The following is a 15179-nucleotide window of genomic DNA, read 5'->3' as shown; positions in this document are numbered from 1 at the left end:
GACAATAGTCATGGCGGCACAGAGAATACAATCAATCGCTTCGTCAAATAGAATCATGGTTTTGGCCAATAGAACTATCAATGGTTTCCTTTGGAAAATATTGTCTGCCAATTCTACTCTCCTATATGTATTGCTGTTAATAAACTTGATACCAATGTGAATAATTTGGCTATATATAAATATGCGCGGAAAATACGATCCACCGGCAGCAAGGTTCTCACCTCAACAAAGGAACAGACGATTCAAACTATCGTCTTGCCCTCTAAAGATATCTTTAATGACATTTATTGGCTGCTTGGTTTCCAGCATGATATGCAGTCATTACTAGACTGACCACGGGATATCTAGCAGTAAAGTTTAGCTGGGAGTACAGCACGTGAACCTTACACAGGGCACGCAGGAATAAATCTTGGAATTGCTCATTGTCAAGACATGACCCTCGCTGTTCCGCACAGTCAATCAGCTATCTGTTTTTTGATGACTATATGATCACGACGATGTTGATCGCCTACGGGCTTAAGGAGCCGGACCGGGCATCAGACCGCTGGTTAATAGCCTAAACGAGTGGGCGTGGGCTGATACATGACGTACGCTCCGGGCTTCTCATACCAGATAGGATGATGCGAAAAAGAAGAAGAGGATACGGCACCTATATTCCATGCCGGCCGTGCGTTTTGAACCGTATTACGGTATTTTTCATGTCGGGCCCTGACGACGATCTTGAGACTTCTCCGGTCATCTCAAATAGTTTCAATTTCATACAGCTGCGTAGGCGTCATACGGGCATCGGCATCTCCGATCGGGTATGACTGCCTGCGCTGATGCCTGCTGTCTTGCAGCAGACAGGCCTCTTCGCCTATGTGTCTGCCGTTGATGCAAGCCGAAACCACCGTTTTGCCGTCGATCAGGCTTTCGCTATAGAATAGGTTTGACCTCGGGATTCATTTCTTTTCCCCTGCGCTCTTATCGCCTCCTCCAACGACAGATCGCTCTGTTCAGCGTCATCTGATTTTTATATGCAGATCCCTACAGATTGATAATTTCTATTATCTGTAACGTACAGATCTGCCAAAGAATGGTAAACTTTAGTAATCAATTACTAAAGCGATTGCTAAATAATTGATGTTTTCATAATTATTGGCCCACGACTAACACTATTTCCTAATCTTTGTTTGCTGTGACCGGTATCAGCTCCACTGAATTCACTGCACTGGCAAAGATACAGTGACTGCTGCGCCATCGCCACTGGCTGCATTGGCCAGGATTAGGCGGCCTCCTGCACTTTCCACAGTCGACCGCGCTGCAGCCAGGCCGATGCCATGGTGACCGCTGGAGCCGTGCCGACTGCTGTCAGCCTGATAGAGCCATTCCGTGGCATGGGCCAGAGCCCGGCTGCTGAAACCTGGACCCCGGTCACGCACGGTCACCACTAGGGCTCGCCCGCCCTCCTGACCACCCTCCAGCCTCCAGGTCAACGTCACTAGGCCATGGTCCGGCGAGTAGTCAGCCGCGTTGGCGATGATGTTCATGATCGCTCGGGTAAGGTCAGCCGCGTCACCGGAAACCTGACCGGTGTCGGAACCTAGACGGTCATCCCGCTCAAGCCGCAGACTCCGGGCATTCAGGTAGCCTTGGGCCTGGTTGTTGACCACATCTTTCAAAGCAACCGCCATAACCCCGGATCGCCCTGAAGCCGTGCCCACGGAACCCTGGCTGATGGCTTGCGCATAGTCGGCCATCTCACGGATGGCATCCTCGATGGAGTCCAGGTAGGACTGCTGCTCCCGGCTGAGCCCGGTCTCCCCCAGCAGGTCTGCATTGCCTCGCATGATGGTCAGCGGCGTCTTCAGGTCGTGTGCCAGGGCCGCCACCTGCCGACGCTGGGACTCCTGGGCCATCCAGGTCTTCTCCAGGGATTCCTTCAACGTGGCGCGCATCCTATCGAAGGACCCCAGCACCCGGTTGATCTCCAGCACGTTGCTGCAGGGCAGTGAGACATCCAGATCCTGCCGCCCTATGTCGTCAGCCACCTGGTTGAAGACCTTGAGCTTGGACGATATGACATGGGCCGCCCGCAGCCCGACCAACAGGAGGGTGAGCAGCAAAGCGATCCCGTAAGACGCGAGCAGCAGGTTCTGGGGATTGGGATAGCGGTCCCGGGTCTGCCTTGACGCCCACTGCGGCTGAATCCGATAGGCCAGGACGCATGGCCGCCCATCGGCTGTGGCATAGACGACGTAGGTCGCATCCGGCTTTGCACGAGTGGCAAGGGGCCGTCCCGTCTTCTTTTCCCGCTCTTCCGATGGCTTAGACGCCCTATGCTCCCGATGGTCGGCTGCCAGCTGGTCGGCCTCGCTGGCCATGCCGCCCTTCATATCGCCCCCCACGGGATGCCCTTGACTGTCATAGGTTCGGTACCAGTAGGCAGCGGGAATCAGGGATTCGTCAACAGTGGTCGTACGGCCAATGGGGCGCCCAACCTTCTCCAGATGCTGCTCGCCGTAGTTGGCCCAGAAGAAGTCGCCCCTGGCCCCCAGGTTTATCCAGACCATATATATGCCGGCGAACAGCAGAGCCAGAATCAGCAGCACATAGAGAAAGTATCTGATGATCAGCAGAACGATGGGCATTCCCTTGCGGCTTGGCCGGCCCTTGCTGTTGACGCTCTGTTCCATCGGCGACTCGGGTACGCCGTCGGTCAGGCCACCCATTGGTAACCCACCGACCAGATGGTCCTGATGGGGTCCACCCCCAAGGCCTTGAGTTTGCGCCGGGCATTGCTCAGATGCACTCTGACCGCAGCCGTGGCATCGCTGTCCGTATCATCGGCGGCCGGATCATCCTCTGCAGCCAGGCAGGCCTCCCATATCTGCATGGGCGCGTAGGCCCGACCTGGATGCTCTGCCAGCAGGGCGCATATGCGGTATTCTGCATCCGTCAGATTGGCGTTGTGCCCGTCCACCCTGATCTGCCGCGCCTGAAGGTCCATGTCCAAGGGGCCGAAATGCAGGAGGGGACGCCCGCGCCGACTGCCCTGGGACAGCCGCGCTCTGACCTTGGCTCGAAGCTCGGCAATGCCGAAAGGCTTGCGTATGTAGTCGTCGGCACCCAGACCATAGGCCAGGACCGCGCTGTCTTCATCGGTTTTGGCCGTCAGGAAGATGATCGGGCAGGACACCCGTTCCCTGATGGCAGCCAGGAGGGCGAAACCGTCTATGTGGGGCATCATGACATCGCAGAGGATCAGGTCGACCGAGGACAGATCCATGCTTACGACCTTCCGCGACTCATTGACCACGGTCACGGCATAGCCGTCCTTGGACAGGGCAGCCATCAGCAGGGTGGTGATCCTTGGATCGTCGTCCACCACCAGGATGGAGGCCCGATGCCGATTGTCCCCACGGGAATCTTCGGCGTGCACGTCAGCCACGATTGGCTCCTTTTCTGCGCTTGCCGACTCGGCCCAGCCGCGTTTGAGAATGAACACCTTGTGGGCCAGGATTCTTGCAAGCTTGATTTCTTGCAGGACGGATTTCTCACGGACCGGATGCCCTGTAATCCAGTCTAATCGCTGACCTTGCGCCGATCCTCGAACCTGCCGATCCAGAGCAGGAGGGCCAGGCCCAGGGTCAGGGTGAGGACCAGACAGGGGACCAGATTATCCACAGCCGTCACGCCGATTGAAGCACGCAGACCTTTCCCTTCCGGCATGGTCAAGGCCAGCGCCTGCTCAATCCCCAGGGAGCCGAACCTGGTAGGCCAGGTAAAGGGTATCCACTGGCTGATCCCGGGAGTGCTGGCGGCACCGGACAGGGTACGGCTGTACAGGCCGTTGAAGAGGCCACCAAGGGAACTGATGGATACTCCGGTGCCGAGGACACCGATGGCGATGGTCGCGTTCCGGCCGAAGCTCAGGGCCAGGGCAATGGAGAAAAGGTAGAGGCATAGGGAGCCACCGGCCATGCCCAGGGTGGCGAGCGCGACGGCCGGGATTGGTGCGCCCAGTCCGCCAGCCAGAACCATGGGCAGGCAGAATGCCAGAGCCGCCAGGGCCAGTGCCAGCAGACCCAGAAGCCAGAGCACCAGGACCTTGGCTGCCAGACCCAGACGGCGGCTGGGAATCCCCAGAAGGTTGGCCATGTCGCCGGCCTCCCGCTCGGTTTCGATGTTTATGGCAACGACGATGGCGGCCATCAGGGGCATGAAGGCGCCCAGGACCTGGAAGAAGGCATCGGTCTCCAGCCCGGGGTCATAGGGGGCTGCGGCGAAGTAGGCGCCGCAGACGAGTCCGGCCGCCAGTCCACAGACGACATGGATGGCGATAAGCACAGATCCGTGCAATCGCACGATTTCCGAGGCTACGACACGGCCAACTGTCATCCCAGTCATGTCAGTTGGTCTCCTTTCGTGAGAACCAGATTCCCGTCAGGACGGACAGGAGCAGGAACCAGACCAGGCAGACCACCAAGGCCGTCAGACTCTGCCCGCCGAAGACAGACAGTGCAGCCTTGATCGGACTGTTGTCTTCGGTCTCCAGCGGCACGCCATCAGGCATGACCTTCATGAAAGGCACCGGCAGGTTGATCATGGCAGCGGGCGGCAGGAAGGGCCAGAGCCGTCGGTTCCCCCAGAAGGTGATCGAGGCCAGCAGGTCCGCCATGTAAGGCAGGCCGAATCCGACCAGAACGCCGAACCGGGCGGTCAGCGCCAGTCCCGTCGGTATCATCCAGGAGCATGCCAGGACCAACATCAGGGCGCTGACTACGAAATCAACTATGGAGGGGCCCTGGACCCCGGAGACGGCGACCATGACTGCCGAAAGACCCAGAGCCAGCAAGGTAGCGAGGCCGACTAGAAGCAGACAGTAGACGATCTTGGCCCACCAAACCAGAACGGGCGCTGCGGGCAGGGACAGGGTGGTCCTCCATTGTTGCTTTCCGTCGATGTTAACCACTGCGACGCTTATCAGGGCAGTCATGGCTGGGAGGAGCAGAACATACCAGTAGTTGATCCAGGAGGGCATCCAGACGTGCAGTCCGAACGCGAAGCAAGCCACGATGACAATGAGCACCAGAGGGAAGGCCAAAGCCATCCGCCTAGGTGCGGCCGACCTGCCCTTCATGATCTCCGCCGCCAGAACCCTGCCAAAGGAGATGCCTCCTCCCCGCGTTCTAGCCTTTGTCACAACTCGGTCGTCTGAAGTAGCCGTATCCTGCTGGACGAGTTCGTTGGCATTCCGCTCGTTCATCGCGACCTCCTGAGCACGTCCATGAAGAGCCCCTCCAGGTCCTCCCCGGCGTGCAGTTCATTCTCGTAGGCCAGGCGACCGTCGGCGATGATGCCGATGTGATCCGCCAGGATTGATACCTCGGAGAGGATATGGCTGGAGACGATCACGCTCATCCCCTGCTGCGGGAAGCTGCGGATCATCCCCCTCAACTCCTCGATCCCCAGCGGATCCAGCCCATTGGTAGGCTCGTCCAGTATCAGCAGACGTGGTCTGGTCAGGATGGCGTTGGCTATTCCCAGGCGCTGCTTCATACCCAGGGAGAACTGTCCAGCCTTCTTGGAGCCCGTATCGCCCAGTCCGGCAATGGAGAGCGCCTGGTCGATCCGCTCATCGGGCAGGCCAAAGAGGGTTGTGCGCACCTTGAGGTTCTGGCGCGCCGTCAGGTTGGGGTAGACGGGCGGCTGCTCGATCAAGGCGCCGATGTCGTAGAGGTCCCGGCGCGACCAGGGGTGCCCGTCCAGAATCATCGATCCGCCAGTAGGGTGCAGCATGCCTGTAACCATCTTCAGTGTGGTGGACTTGCCGGCCCCGTTTGGGCCCAGGAGCCCGTAGACTCCGCCCTCAGGAACATGCAGGGACACTTGGTCGACGGCCCGCTGTCCGTGGCCGAAGACCTTGGTCAGCCCCTCGGTCCTCAATATGTAACGCATGGTCAGCTCCTATTCGTTTCCTTGTGGCAGGAGCCAGACTAAAGACCGAAAATAAAGAAAGATAAAGGAGCCGGAACGGATTCTCACGCCGACATAATGTCTTGCTAGACGAACACCTGAGACAGGAGGAGGGGTGCATGCACGCGCACAGCCCCTCCTACCTTCCACATCCTTGAATCACAACCTCAGATAGGCCCCTGACCGTATTCTGCGCAGGGCCACTACAGAGGCCGCTAGACCGATGACCACCTCCACCAGCCCCCTGATGACCTCGGCAAGGAGGACCGCCGTCGAAGATAGACCATAATCTCCCACGGCCTGGACCGTGACCCCCAAGGGGAGGTTGGTTGCGAACCGACGAAGTGGGGCCGGGTAGGCTTCAGCAGGCACGACCACACCCACAGCCACCGGCAGAAGGACAGTGACCGCATTCAGCGGGGCGAGGGAATCCGCAGTCAGCAGGCCGAGGCCACCCACAAGGAGTCCCAAGGCCAAACCTGCAAATAGGGCGGTGGGCAGGAGGCTCAGAGCCCGGAGAAAATCGGACGGGCTGTGTCCGACATTCAGGACCAGGGTTCCGGCCAGGGCGACCAGCCCTGTGAACGAAGCAGCCACCACACCCGGAAGACCCAGGCCAATCCAGTAGGCCAGGTCCATCGGACGGCGTATCAGGATCTGTGGGATGATTCCCTCCTCCCTGTCCATGGTCATACCGCTTGCCATGACAGTCGCCACCTGGCAGGCTGCAGTCACCAGACCACCGGCGTATCCGATGCGAGCCAGGGCCGGGGAATTCAGGCTCCCTCCGAGCATGAGCTGGCAGGCCACGTCCAGAATGGGGACAACGACCAGGGATACCAGAAGGGCCAGGGGCCGGCCAGCAGGCATGGAAGAGCGCCAGCTGACATTGGCGACGGCGAGCATCCTATGAACCCAACTCATGGTCAGATCACCTCGATTGTGCCGTCACGCCGGGCTCTGGCCTCGGAAATGCTGGCAAGGCGGGCGGCCAGGCTGATCCATAGGAGTAGGGCCACCAGCCAGCAGGCCAGGTCCCACCAAAGGATGGAAACCCCTGGATCGGATGCAATGCCACCTGCCTTCATGATGGACAGGGCAGGCCGGGTGGGGATCAGATTCTCCAACCCCTCCCCCAGGTCAATCGTTCTCGTCGGACCCTCGAAAACTCCTGACAGGGCCATACAGGGGACAAGGACCAGGCCTTCATAGGCTGTGGCATAAGGGGTCATGACGAAGAGACAGGCCACAGCCAGGGCCATGACCAGGGCCCCCAGCCAAATCAGGGGCACCCCCAGGACCAGAACCGGCCAATGCTCCCCCAGCTCGGTCGGCAGGAGGGCACCCGGCCCTGGAATCAACCAGGCCACACCGGCTAGAGGAAAAGCCAGCAGGCCAAAGGTGGCGGTTGAAGAGATCAGGGCAAGGATGGCAGGCCGGGGGCCAGACCTGCTGACCATGAGATGAGCCAAGGTCCCTTTGCGCCGTTCGAAACCAATCAGACCTGCGGCGGAGGTGCAGGAGGTCCACAGGCCCATGACGGCCGAACGGAGAAACCCCTCGTAGGGATCGGATCCCCAGGCCCTGACTCCCAACCGTTGGACCAGGCAGGCTGAGAGGGTGGCTACCAGGAGGATCTCAATGAAGTAGGTGGTTCTGGTGTATTCGCGCAGTTGGAAGGCGGCCTCCCTGAGCATCCTCATCAAAGATCCGCCTCCGCGCCTGGGCGGGCGGCCAGGGCCAGGAAAGCGTCCTCCAGACCTGCGGGCCTGACCAGGAGGTCCGCCGGGCAGTCGAGAGATCGGTCCGCGAAGAACCGGGCCATTTCTCGTCCGAGACGGGTCGGCTCTGCACCGGCAGGCCCCGATCCCTCCTCCGAGGCTCGCTTCCAGAGGATGGATACCATCCAGTTGGGGCCTGATGGCCGTGTGAGGACCACGCCGCGCCGGCCGACCCAGCCAATCAGGATACCGGGGTCGGCCAACTGGTCCGGCCTTAAGGTGAAGGAAGCCACCCAGCCCACGTCGGCGAACCGCCGGACGACCTCCAGGGATCCATTGACCAGGATTCTGCCCGAGTCGATGACCGCTATGCGGTCGGCCAGTTCCTCCACCTCCTCCATGCCGTGGCTGGTCAGGAGGATGCCCACCCCTGAATCCGCCACCGAACGGATCAGGCTGCGGATGTGCAGGGCCGCGCCCGGGTCCAGGCCATCAGTTGGTTCGTCCAGGAGGAGGAGTCTTGGGGAGCCTAAGAGACTCCTTGCTATGTGGAGGCGCTGGGTCTGACCCCGCGAGAGCTCATATACTGCATGGCGCTCCTTACCGTTCAGACCCACCTCCTCCAGGACACGGCCGATTTCGCTGTCCCTCCGCCGGTAGGGCACATCTGCCAAGTCGGCGAAGAAGCGCATATTGGCCATTACCGTGGCCCTAGGGTAGAAACCCCTGTCCCCACCGAGCACCAGCCCCAATCTCTTCCGGGCCTGGCTCGGATCGGCAAGGGCATCCACCCCGTCCACGCTCACCTTGCCACGAGTAGGGGTTAGAAGTGTGGAAGCGATTTTGACCAGGGTGGTCTTGCCGGCCCCGTTCAGACCGACCACGGCCTGTATCTTTCCCCGGTCCACCTTCAGGCTGATGTCCGATAGGACTGTTTGGGGTCCCTCCTTCCTCCTACCTCGCCTTCCGGCGAAGGACCGCCAGACGTGGGAGAGGGCCAGGGCCGGACTGTCATCGCCTCCGGCCTGCGGATACCTGCAGCTTTCACGTCTCCTTATGTTGGAATGCTTGATGAAATCAATCAAAATTAGATGCCGTTTCCGTGCTCTGTGTCTACAAATCCATGCGCACCCAGACCGTGATCGAAATCAGGATCGAACCAATGCGGTCCGGAGTACCACGAGAGACGCCTCATAGGGGCGCCAGACCGGACATAACAGAATCGCCGCCCCTACGGGCGGCTTGAACCAGCGGGCCTACAGAGCCTAAAGGGCTTCAGAAGACCCTGCCCGGGATCAGCTTCTCACAAAGGAAGCCGGCAGTCATATGACTTCACCATCCACTGATAACAAAAATCGCAGGGGCCAGGACTACAAAGGCCCATCCCCATGCATGTATGCGGGCCCCCGCAGGGACCCGTTTGTCACTATACACCGGGCCGGGGTACCAGTTCCCCGGCCGATGATGACGATTGCGGATGACCGCCTTTATGCATCACGTCCAGTTGGGACCCGTTTGACCCCCTGTATCCGGATGGCCATCAGCAGGGCGAAGACGGTCACGGCCAGAGAGAAGCATCCGTAGGCAATCAGGACATTCTGATCGGAGCCGACAAGGGCCGAGACCCACTGAAGGACGTAAGGGGCCATGAAGCCGCCCAGATTACAGCCCACCAGGACGAAGGATGTGGCCAGCGTGACGGAGTTTGCATCGGCCAGTTCGCTGGCCCTGTTGTTGCAGTAGGTACCGATGTAGACCATGGAGACGGCCACCACCAGGACGGTTGCCAGACCGGTCATGATGATGTTATGGGAAAAGGCCGCCAGAATCTGACCCAAACCCATCAGCAGTGTGCCCAAGGCCAGAATGTAGTGTCCTAGGTACTTGTAGACAGCCCCGAAGAGGAATCCTGCAATCATCCCGACTATGGTGGCGATACTCTGGCAGTTGCTCACCTCGGTGGCAGAAGCATACCCGGCATCGGTCACGATGGTGGGGATGCGGACAGTGAAACCGGCCTGGATGCAGACGTAAACCATGGACAACAGGGCCAGACCTATGACACCGGGACTCACCTTCTGCCCGGCCATGACCCCCTTGACTGGCTGGTCCTGCTTGACCTCAGGCACAAAGATCCAGAATACGATCAGGATGGGGAAGGCGGCCAGGTAGACCAGGAATGACCAATGCCAATTGATGTTCAACAGGAGGCCCGCCAGGAAGGTCATGACTGCACTGCCTATGGATTGAAAGGCGTTCTGGAAGCCCAAGGCGGTGGCCTTCTCGTTGCCCGAGAAGAAATGGGACAGGAGGCTGACGGCCAGGGAGTTGAACAGCCCGAAACCTGCACCCAGGACCAGACGGGAGACCAGAATGACCGGGTAGCTGGTCACAAAAGCCGGCAGGGTGCCCCCGACACCGACCAGGAGCAGACCGATGCCAACGGTCCGCTTGGCCCCTATATGCTGGGCTATCCACCCGCTGAGGAGGACCATGACGACCACCGAGATGGTGGGAACGGTGGCCAAGGTCTCAATCTGGGCCAGGGAACGGTCCGGCATGGACTTCTGCATGGCGGGCAGGGCGGCCGAGATGGCATATGCCGAGGTCAGCACAAGGGATATGGACAGGAGGGAGTATTTGAGCGCCGGTCCCGCTTTTACGGCACCGCCCTTGTCAGTCTTATCCTCACTTGTTTTTTCATCACTCATTGCGGATCATCCCCTCAGTCGATTCTCCGGTAGGCAGGCAGGGTGGCCAGCGTCACTGGAACATCGCGGGTGACCGGTCCATCCACCACAGTCGATTCATCCTGGAGAGACTGCCAACGCCCTTCGGGGAAATAGACCCTCTTACTGGTTGCACCCTTCTCGATCACCGGGGCCGACAGAATCCTGTCGCCGAGCATGAACTGGGTCTTCAGGCAGTCCACAGGGGCCTGCGGAAAGTCATAAGCCATGCTCCTGGTGATGGGCTCACCGGTCTGGCTGGCCTTCCTGGCCAGGTCGACGATCGTCTGCGAAAGTTCCACATGGAGGTGGGCCGCCTCCTGGCAGAGAGCCAGGTGTTCCTTGTCCAGCACCCTCCAAGGTGCCACGGAGAACTGCATCATGGCCATGAGGGCGGCGCACTGGGCCGAGCGGACAATCAGTTCCTGGTCCAGTGTCTTGGTTACCAGGAAGCTGCGATACTCACCTCCACCGATCATGTCAGGGCAGTTGTAGTAGTACCCCAAGAGGCCCTGGGTTATAGTATCGGGAATCAGCTCAGACAAGCCGTCCTTACCCCACTCGAAAATCTTGTCCTGGAGACGATTCACCAAGGGCAGGCCACCATTCTTGTAATTGACCCGGTACTCGTTGTAATCGAACTCAGTGCCGAAGCGTCCCCAGAGCTGGGCCTCCTCCTGCCTGGTGAGCCGCATGAGCGAGGCATCGTCGTCATGGTAGTACCTGAAGTCCCCGGCGTCGAACTTGAATCCATCCACACCAGTCTGGCTACGCAGGTCCTGCAATCCTTCCTTCAGCCAGGCATATGTTTCGGGATTGGACATGTCCAGAATCGCCCCGTAGCCGTTCCACCACTGACGTATGACAGGCTCGCCATCCCGATCAAAGATGAGCATGTGCCGGTCACGCAACTCGTGGTACTCCACGGTGTCAGGGGTCACGAATGGACAGACCCATACCATGACCTTGAAGCCCATATCATGGAGTTTCTCGACCATGCCCTTTGGGTCAGGGAACTTTCTGGGCGAGAACTGCCAACGGCCGTAGTAGTCTCCCCAGAAATCATCGATCATGATGATTCCCGGAGGGAAGCCGTTATCTACTATCCCATTGGCGTACTTCATCACGTCGCGCTGATTCTGCTTGTATATCAGCTCGATCCAAGTGTTCCACTGGGGCATACGGAAGAACTCCTCAGGGGGCATCTGCCCAAGGGTGAAGGTCTGCCTGGCCAGATTCTGCTGAGCGTCACGCAGGTTGGCACCCGAAGCGTCCACATGTACCGTCCCCCGTGTGATCATCACCATGGCGTCCCCCTGGACCTTGAGGTCGAAGGGCTCCTCGCTCCACAAGGCCCGTCCGTGGGTGGAGACGAAGGCCGGAGAGACCTGGTTTGGGCTGTCCAGATCGATCAGGTCCAGCCTGTAATCGTCACCTGCGGTGAAGGGATAACGCGACCCGTCCATGACGCAGCCTCCGTACCAGTACTCCCCGTCTTCAATCTTGAGGGAGCATGGGGCCGTGAGCCCGCTCTTCAGGTCTTGGACCAGCGAACCGTCATGGTCGGCACTACCTTCCCCATTTTCTGCTTTCTTTTGTTCTGTCAGCTCCATCGCCGACACCACCTTTCTTGAACAGCCCCTCATAAGCCCGGCCGACCGGACATTGTCGGCGAAAACGCCACTGAGGAACCCACCTACAATGTATGGCATGATGCCGGTGCCGACGACCTGCAGGTTGGCGACGGATGCTTGGCTGTCTTGGCCTTTTGTGCACAGTTGCAAGGTCGATAACGGAACCGGTTCGGAAGGGGTTCGCCGTGGAAAAAGAGACACTGGTCCGCCTGCCCGATCTTGGCTGGCGGGACCTCAGACCCCTCTTCACGGGACGGTCAGCCTGCTACGGGGGTCATTCCTACGGACCGGGGGCCAGACCCTACCACCTGGTCCACTTCATCGTATCGGGGTCCGGCATCCTGCGGATGAAGGAAACCACTTTCCACCTGCACGCCCACCAGGCATTCATCATCGCACCGAACGAGCTTGTTTACTACCAGGCCGATTTCGACGACCCCTGGACCTATGAGTGGATCGCCTTCGATGGCACCAGGGCCGCCGATCTGATGTCCCAGCTGGGGTTCACCTTCCCCATGATCGTCTCCACCCTGACCCAGTCAGACTTCACAGATGTCGACGGGCAGCTAACCCTGATGAGACAACGAAATCACAAAAGCGCCTTCGACAACCTCCAAGACCAGTCCGCCCTTTTCGTCATCCTTTCCACCCTGGCGCAGTCGTTACGGCAGACCAGAGAACCCCTGGCTTCCAAGGACGGGGGAAGGGCGGGGTCTTATGTGGACCAGGCAATCTCATTGATAGGACAAAAGTACAATTCCGACCTGTCAGTAGAGGGGCTGGCGGCAGATATCGGCATTGACCGCTCCTACCTGTCGACTATTTTCAAACGACAGACGGGTCTGACCGTCAAGGACTACCTGACCAGCTTTCGCATTTCCCGTAGCCAGGAAATCCTCTTCACCACGGACTGTCCGGTGACCCAGGTGGCCAGAATGAGCGGGTACAACAGCGTCTCTTATTTTTCCAAGGCCTTCAAGCGGCAGATGGGCATGTCCCCCAACCAATACCGTAGGTGGAGGCGGTCACGCTTGGCCAGAGGTGGAACCTGAACGTCAGGAATCCGCCCGAGGCTCTATAGACGGTTGTGGTCATGCCGAAGTAGCAGAAAACAGAACAATTGAACCGCTTTTCACGGGCTGACTCGCACGGCGTCAAACACCGGCAGACACCCCATCGGCATGATCGGCCCGCCACACCACCTGTATCCATCGTCTCGATTTTAGACCGTAAGAGGCTGGCCCGAAACCAAGTGCAGAAAACTGGCGTTGCGTCCGACAGGGGCGGGAGGATCCGCGATGGGGAATTCTTGCTCAGCCTTTGACAGCCCCTGAGGTCACGCCCTCAACCACATACCGCTGGAGGAAGACGTACAGGACCAGAATGGGGAGCATGGCCAGGAGGAGGGCCGCCATGACCAGACCGATATCTGTGGAATAAGTTCCGTAGAAGACCTGTGTGGCGATAGGGATGGTGTAAAGCTCCTTGCGGCCCAGCACCAGGGAGGGCAGGAGGTAATCGTTCCAGAAAGCCATAGCCTCGATGATCGTCACCGTGGCCACCGTGGGCTTCAGGAGGGGAAAGACGATCCGCCAGAAGGTCCTCCACTTGCCACAGCCGTCGATCTCGGCTGCTTCCTCCAGCTCCATAGGGATGTTGGTCTTGATGGCCCCGTGGAACATGAAGGTGGCCAGGGAGACCGAGAAGCCGACATGCATGAGGATCAGAGTAATCCGACTGTTGAGCACATGGAGCATCCCGCCGTAGACCGAAACCAGGGGGACCATGATCACCTGGAAGGGGATGACCATGGAAGCCACCATCAGGGTGAAGAGGATGGCCCCTGCCTTCCAGGTGGGGTTGCGGACGATTACATAGGCCGCCATGGCCGACAGAAGGACAGTCAGGATCGTAGCGCAGATGGTCACAAAGAGGGAGTTGCCCAGGACCGTCCAGAAGTCCATCTTTTCCATGGCCTCAGGGAAGTTCTGAAGGGTGAACCCGTGACGACCGATCAGAGCCAGAGGCTTGGAGGTGATGTCCGCCTTGGTCTTAAAGACGTTGATGACCACCAGGAGGAAGGGGGCCAGGAAAGCGAAGAGGAGAACGATCAGAACCAGCCAGACCAGGCCATGCCCGATCCTGGTGCCCATGCCCGTCTTGGGCATGTGAGGTTCCTCCCCCTGAATGGCCCCTGCCTGCATCTGTTTTGTCGCTGCACTCATCAAGCGTCCACCTCACCCTTCTTACCGAAATAGACCTGGAGGAGGCCGATGACCGCACACACTACGAACAGGAGGAGGGCTTCGGACTGGCCCACCCCGTAGTTCTTGTACACGAAGGCCTTGTTGTATACGTGCATGGCCGCCATGACTGAGGAGTTGAATGGTTCGCCCTTGGTCAGCGAGAGGTTGAGGTCGTAGACCATGAAACACCGGGTCGTGCTCAGGAAGATGCATTGGACAAATGATGACCTCATTAGGGGTATGGTCACCTTCACCATGGCCTGAGCCTTGGAGCAGCCATCAATCTCCGCTGCCTCCTTTAGACTCTGATCCACACTCATGAACCCGGCCACATAAATCAGCATCATGTAGCCCGCATATTGCCAGACCGAGACCAGGATCAGGCAGAACATGGCCCCGTTGGGCGTGGACAGGAGGGAGGATGTCGTATGGGATGTGACGGCTTCCCCGATGGCCACGAAGGCCCGATTGAAGACGAACTTCCAGACATATCCCAGCACGATTCCACCGATCAGGTTGGGTATGAAGAAGGCAGCCCTGAAGAAGTTCTGCCCCTTGATCCCACTGGTCACCAGGTAGGCCAGGAGGAAGGCGACAACATTGACCAAGATGACTGAGATTACCGAATAGATGACGGTTCTGCCCATGGCCTGCCAGTAGGCAGTGTCAGCAAAGGCCTGACGGTAGTTGGACAAGCCCACGAAGGGCTTGTGGTTGGATATCCCGTCCCAGTTGGTCAGAGTCAGGTAGAGGCCGTAAATGAAGGGGACGATCACCACGGCACAGAAGAGGATGGCGGCAGGGCCCGCAAACATGAGGAACTGCCCCACCTTGTATGAGAGTTTGCTTCTTTTCATGATTATCAGGCTTGCCCCGGCCGGGCGGGGGCGG

13 protein-coding genes are annotated in these 15179 nt (G+C 59.1%); 1 reads left to right on the top strand and 12 read right to left on the bottom strand.

From position 1 onward, the window contains the following. Window positions 1-1202: 1202 nt before the first annotated feature. The 10 genes from H3T93_RS04750 to H3T93_RS04705 all read right to left on the bottom strand — a co-directional run bounded on the left by H3T93_RS04750 (window position 1203) and on the right by H3T93_RS04705 (window position 12021). On the bottom strand, window positions 1203-2711 hold the full coding sequence (locus tag H3T93_RS04750) for a HAMP domain-containing sensor histidine kinase (RefSeq protein ID WP_144177824.1): 1509 nt from the start codon (window positions 2709-2711) through the stop codon (window positions 1203-1205). Beyond that, window positions 2699-3430 (bottom strand): response regulator transcription factor, encoded by a 732-nt coding sequence (locus tag H3T93_RS04745; protein ID WP_144177825.1) that lies wholly within the window; start codon window positions 3428-3430, stop codon window positions 2699-2701. The genes H3T93_RS04750 and H3T93_RS04745 overlap by 13 nt, the downstream gene beginning before the upstream one ends. A 134-nt stretch (window positions 3431-3564) precedes the next feature. Then, window positions 3565-4389: an ABC transporter permease gene (locus tag H3T93_RS04740; protein WP_121912855.1), complete on the bottom strand. Its 825-nt coding sequence runs from the start codon at window positions 4387-4389 to the stop codon at window positions 3565-3567. A 1-nt stretch (window position 4390) separates the two neighbouring features. After that, a complete protein-coding gene (locus H3T93_RS04735; protein ID WP_144177826.1) occupies window positions 4391-5248 on the bottom strand; it encodes a hypothetical protein in 858 nt (285 codons plus the stop codon). Next, window positions 5245-5940 carry a lantibiotic protection ABC transporter ATP-binding protein gene (locus H3T93_RS04730; RefSeq protein ID WP_144177827.1) on the bottom strand — a complete coding sequence of 232 codons (696 nt, stop codon included), beginning with the start codon at window positions 5938-5940 and terminating at the stop codon, window positions 5245-5247. The genes H3T93_RS04735 and H3T93_RS04730 overlap by 4 nt, the downstream gene beginning before the upstream one ends. A 177-nt stretch (window positions 5941-6117) precedes the next feature. Continuing rightward, window positions 6118-6882, bottom strand: a complete 765-nt coding sequence (locus H3T93_RS04725) for a hypothetical protein (RefSeq protein WP_144177828.1) — start codon at window positions 6880-6882, stop codon at window positions 6118-6120. Window positions 6883-6884: 2 nt separating this feature from the next. After that, window positions 6885-7661: a multidrug ABC transporter permease gene (locus H3T93_RS04720; protein ID WP_144177829.1), complete on the bottom strand. Its 777-nt coding sequence runs from the start codon at window positions 7659-7661 to the stop codon at window positions 6885-6887. After that, window positions 7661-8764: an ABC transporter ATP-binding protein gene (locus H3T93_RS04715; RefSeq protein ID WP_186363942.1), complete on the bottom strand. Its 1104-nt coding sequence runs from the start codon at window positions 8762-8764 to the stop codon at window positions 7661-7663. The genes H3T93_RS04720 and H3T93_RS04715 overlap by 1 nt, the downstream gene beginning before the upstream one ends. A 402-nt stretch (window positions 8765-9166) precedes the next feature. Continuing rightward, window positions 9167-10390: an MFS transporter gene (locus tag H3T93_RS04710; RefSeq protein WP_144177832.1), complete on the bottom strand. Its 1224-nt coding sequence runs from the start codon at window positions 10388-10390 to the stop codon at window positions 9167-9169. A 14-nt stretch (window positions 10391-10404) separates the two neighbouring features. Continuing rightward, window positions 10405-12021: a glycoside hydrolase family 31 protein gene (locus tag H3T93_RS04705; protein ID WP_144177833.1), complete on the bottom strand. Its 1617-nt coding sequence runs from the start codon at window positions 12019-12021 to the stop codon at window positions 10405-10407. Window positions 12022-12227: 206 nt separating this feature from the next. On the opposite strand from H3T93_RS04705, the gene H3T93_RS04700 reads away from it, so the two are divergent. Then, a complete protein-coding gene (locus tag H3T93_RS04700) occupies window positions 12228-13094 on the top strand; it encodes an AraC family transcriptional regulator (RefSeq protein WP_186363943.1) in 867 nt (288 codons plus the stop codon). Between the two features lie 261 nt (window positions 13095-13355). On the opposite strand, the gene H3T93_RS04695 is transcribed toward H3T93_RS04700, so the two are convergent. Next, window positions 13356-14267 (bottom strand): carbohydrate ABC transporter permease, encoded by a 912-nt coding sequence (locus H3T93_RS04695; RefSeq protein WP_232348681.1) that lies wholly within the window; start codon window positions 14265-14267, stop codon window positions 13356-13358. Beyond that, the gene (locus H3T93_RS04690; protein ID WP_110425937.1) at window positions 14267-15145 is read right to left on the bottom strand and encodes a carbohydrate ABC transporter permease; all 879 of its coding nucleotides are present in this window, start codon (window positions 15143-15145) and stop codon (window positions 14267-14269) included. The genes H3T93_RS04695 and H3T93_RS04690 overlap by 1 nt, the downstream gene beginning before the upstream one ends. Window positions 15146-15179 lie beyond the last annotated feature (34 nt).

It is taken from the genome of Bifidobacterium sp. M0404 (assembly GCF_016101415.1).
In the GTDB taxonomy this organism is placed as follows: domain Bacteria; phylum Actinomycetota; class Actinomycetes; order Actinomycetales; family Bifidobacteriaceae; genus Bombiscardovia; species Bombiscardovia polysaccharolytica.
Note: the sequence above shows the minus strand (reverse complement) of the source record. Positions and strands in the feature narration are given on the sequence as shown.

Bases quoted from the DNA above. Each gene is read 5' to 3' on its own strand.
- H3T93_RS04695 (WP_232348681.1), bottom strand. From the start codon at position 14,267: ATGAGTGCAGCGACAAAACAGATGCAGGCAGGGGCCATTCAGGGGGAG.
- H3T93_RS04735 (WP_144177826.1), bottom strand. From the start codon at position 5,248: ATGAACGAGCGGAATGCCAACGAACTCGTCCAGCAGGATACGGCTACT.
- H3T93_RS04750 (WP_144177824.1), bottom strand. From the start codon at position 2,711: ATGGGTGGCCTGACCGACGGCGTACCCGAGTCGCCGATGGAACAGAGC.
- H3T93_RS04720 (WP_144177829.1), bottom strand. From the start codon at position 7,661: ATGAGGATGCTCAGGGAGGCCGCCTTCCAACTGCGCGAATACACCAGA.
- H3T93_RS04690 (WP_110425937.1), bottom strand. From the start codon at position 15,145: ATGAAAAGAAGCAAACTCTCATACAAGGTGGGGCAGTTCCTCATGTTT.
- H3T93_RS04740 (WP_121912855.1), bottom strand. From the start codon at position 4,389: ATGACTGGGATGACAGTTGGCCGTGTCGTAGCCTCGGAAATCGTGCGA.
- H3T93_RS04725 (WP_144177828.1), bottom strand. From the start codon at position 6,882: ATGAGTTGGGTTCATAGGATGCTCGCCGTCGCCAATGTCAGCTGGCGC.
- H3T93_RS04710 (WP_144177832.1), bottom strand. From the start codon at position 10,390: ATGAGTGATGAAAAAACAAGTGAGGATAAGACTGACAAGGGCGGTGCC.
- H3T93_RS04730 (WP_144177827.1), bottom strand. From the start codon at position 5,940: ATGCGTTACATATTGAGGACCGAGGGGCTGACCAAGGTCTTCGGCCAC.
- H3T93_RS04705 (WP_144177833.1), bottom strand. From the start codon at position 12,021: ATGGAGCTGACAGAACAAAAGAAAGCAGAAAATGGGGAAGGTAGTGCC.